Consider the following 3,054-nt stretch of genomic DNA (forward strand, 5'->3'; position numbering starts at 1 on the left):
CCCTGCGCCGCGAGGGCGAGGGAGAGCGCGAGACCGACCGGCCCCGCGCCCACGACGATCACCGGGTCCACGGCACGGCTCCTGAAGGCCGGACGGTCATGGGGGCAGCACAGCTGAGTGTGGCACGGGCCCGGTGCTTGATCACAGACCGTATGCAACCCACCGGAGGGTTTCGCGTCAAGTGACGGGGTGGGCGTGGTGCGGCTGACGTGAGGTCAGTGCCGCGCCACGCCCACCCCGGCTGTCAGGTGGACCGTCCCGGAGGCGCCGGGAGCCGCATTCGGGTCAGGTGCGGGTCAGGCGCCGCTGACGGCTCCCGCCGGCGTCTCGGTGGTCTCGGCCGGGGAGTTCTCCTTCACGGCCGAGGTCTTGCGGCCCTGCCGCAGACGCTTCTCCAGCCGGCTCGCGAGGTTGGTGATGACGGCGTTGAGGGCGATGTAGACGAGGGCGATGACGGTGAACGTGGCGATCGTGTTGGCGCCGTAGTTGGCCGTGATCTGCCGGTTCTGGCTCAGCAGCTCGCCGAAGCCGAGCACCGCGCCGCCGAGTGCCGTGTCCTTGACGATGACCACGAGCTGGCTGACGAGGGCCGGCAGCATGACGGTCACCGCCTGCGGCAGCAGGACGTACAGCATGCTCTGGCCCTTGCGCATGCCGAGCGCCACGGCCGCGTCGCTCTGGCCCCGGGGCAGCGAGAGCACGCCGGCCCGGACGACCTCGGCGATCACCGAGGCGTTGTAGAGCACCAGGCCGGTGACGACGGCGTACAGCGGGCGGAAGTCCGAGCTGACGGTGGTGAACTTCGCGTAGATCTGGCTCGCGAAGATCATCAGGATCAGGACCGGGATGGCGCGGAAGAACTCGACGATCGCCCCGACGGGGACCCGCACCCACGCGTGGTCGGAGAGCCGGCCGATGCCCAGGGCCGCGCCCAGGGGCAGCGCGATCAGGATGGCCAGCGCGGCGGCCTTGAGGGTCTCGGTCAGACCGGGCAGCAGGTACGTCGTCCAGACCTGCGGGTCGGTGACGAACGGGCTCCACTTGGCGGCGTCGAGCTGGCCCTTGTCGTTGAGGGCCGTGAGGACCCACCAGGCCACCAGGGCGAGCACCGCGAGGAAGGCGACCGTGTAGAGGACGTTGCGCCGCCTGGCACGCGGGCCGGGATTGTCGTAGAGGACGGAGCTCATCGCTTCACCGCCAGTCGCTTGGCCGCCCAGCCCAGGAAGAGGCCGGTGGGGAGGGTGAGGACCATGAAGCCGAAGGCGAAGAGGGCGAAGACCACGAAGAGGGCGTCGGCCTCGTTCTCGATCATGTCCTTCATCAGGAGCGCCGCCTCGGCGGCGCCGATCGCCGCCGCCACCGTGGTGTTCTTGGTCAGGGCGATCAGGACGTTGGCGAGCGGCGTCACCGCCGCCCGGAAGGCCTGCGGGAGCACCACCAGGGTCAGCACCTGCGTGAAGCTCAGCCCCAGCGCGCGGCCCGCCTCGGCCTGCCCGGTGGGCACGGTGTTGATGCCGGAGCGCAGCGCCTCGCAGACGAAGGTGCCGGTGTACGCGACGAGCCCCAGGATGGCCAGACGGAAGCCGATGTCCTCGGAACTGTCCGCCCCGAGCGTGATCCCGAGGGTCTGGTCGAGACCGAAGGAACAGGCCACGATCACCACGGTCAGCGGGGTGTTGCGGACGAGGTTGACGTACGTGGTGCCGAAGGTGCGCATCAGCGGGACCGGGCTGACTCGCATCGCGGCCAGGGCGGTGCCCCAGATCAGCGAGCCGATCGCCGAGTACAGGGCGAGCTGCGCCGTCACCCAGAAGGCGCCGAGCAGGTCGTACTGCCCGGAATCAAGAAAGTCGAACACGATGCCCCGCGCTCTCCCCTGGTGGTCGGTCGGTGGGAAGGCCGCCGCGTGGGCGGTGGCCGGTGGTGCCCCGAGGGCCGCCCCGCCCGGGGGCGGCCGTCAGGGCCGGGACGGAGCAGGGCCGGTCCGGCCGTGCTCCGCCGCGCGGGTCGTCGGTCAGCCCGCGATCTTCGGCGCCGGGTCGTTCTTGTAGCCCGAGGGACCGAAGTGCTGCTTGACGAGCTTGTCCCAGGTGCCGTCCGAGATCATCTTCTCCAGGGCCTTGTTGATCTTGCCCTTGAGGTCGGCGTCGCCCTTCTTCAGGCCGATGCCGTACTTCTCGTCGCTGAGGCTGAGGCCGGCCAGCTTGAACTTGCCCTGGTGCTCCTTCTGCGCGGCGTAACCGGCGAGGATGGTGGCGTCCGTGGTCAGCGCGTCGACGGACTTGTTCTCCAGGCCGGTCAGGCACTCGGAGTAGCCGCCGAGCTGACGGAGGTCGGCCTTCGGGGCGAGCTTGTCCCGGACGTTCTGGGCGGAGGTCGAACCGGCGACCGAGCAGAGCTTCTTGGAGTTGAGGTCCTCGACCTTGGTGATCGAGTTGTCGTCGGCGCGCACCAGCAGGTCCTGGTGGGCCACGAAGTACGGGCCGGCGAAGTCGACCTCCTTGAGGCGCTTCTCGGTGATCGAGTACGTGCCGACGATGTACTTCACGTCGCCGTTCTTGATCATGTTCTCGCGCTCGGCGGAAGGCGCCTGCTTCCAGTTGATCTTGTCCTCGGGGTAACCGAGCTCCTTGGCGACGTAGCGGGCCACGTCCACGTCGAAGCCGGTGTACGTGCCGTCCGGCGTCTTCAGGCCCATGCCGGGCTGGTCGAACTTGATGCCGATGTTGATCTTGTCGCCGTTGCTGCCGGAGTCGGAACCGGAGCCGCAGGCGGTGGCGGTGAGCGCGAGGACGACGGCGGCCGAGGCTGCGGCGGAGATCTTGCGGAGCTTCATGGAGGAACGTCCCTTGAGTAGCGTTGAGTTGGGAAGAATAGGCCCGAACTCACTCAGTGGTGAAGGATCTTGGACAGGAAGTCCTTGGCGCGATCGCTGCGCGGATTGCTGAAGAACTCGTCGGGCGTCGCCTGCTCGACGATCCGGCCGTCGGCCATGAACACGACCCGGTTGGCCGCGGAGCGGGCGAAGCCCATCTCGTGCGTGACCACCACCAT

The 3,054-nt window shown here is 68.8% G+C and carries 3 protein-coding genes and 1 pseudogene; all 4 read right to left on the bottom strand.

Annotation, left to right across the window (positions count from 1 at the left end):
• Nucleotides 1–296: 296 nt before the first annotated feature.
• On the bottom strand, nt 297–1,187 hold the full coding sequence (locus RIF68_RS32680; RefSeq protein WP_309054984.1) for an amino acid ABC transporter permease: 891 nt from the start codon (nt 1,185–1,187) through the stop codon (nt 297–299).
• Complete coding sequence (locus RIF68_RS32685) at nt 1,184–1,858, bottom strand: amino acid ABC transporter permease (protein ID WP_309054986.1); 675 nt, start codon at nt 1,856–1,858, stop codon at nt 1,184–1,186. The genes RIF68_RS32680 and RIF68_RS32685 overlap by 4 nt, the downstream gene beginning before the upstream one ends.
• Nucleotides 1,859–2,014: 156 nt before the next feature.
• Nucleotides 2,015–2,836 carry a glutamate ABC transporter substrate-binding protein gene (locus tag RIF68_RS32690; protein ID WP_309054988.1) on the bottom strand — a complete coding sequence of 274 codons (822 nt, stop codon included), beginning with the start codon at nt 2,834–2,836 and terminating at the stop codon, nt 2,015–2,017.
• Between the two features lie 53 nt (nt 2,837–2,889).
• A pseudogene (locus RIF68_RS32695) lies at nt 2,890–3,054 on the bottom strand (amino acid ABC transporter ATP-binding protein); the annotation flags it as partial.

The sequence above is a fragment of the Streptomyces sp. genome (assembly GCF_031178505.1).
Classification (GTDB): domain Bacteria; phylum Actinomycetota; class Actinomycetes; order Streptomycetales; family Streptomycetaceae; genus Streptomyces; species Streptomyces gulbargensis.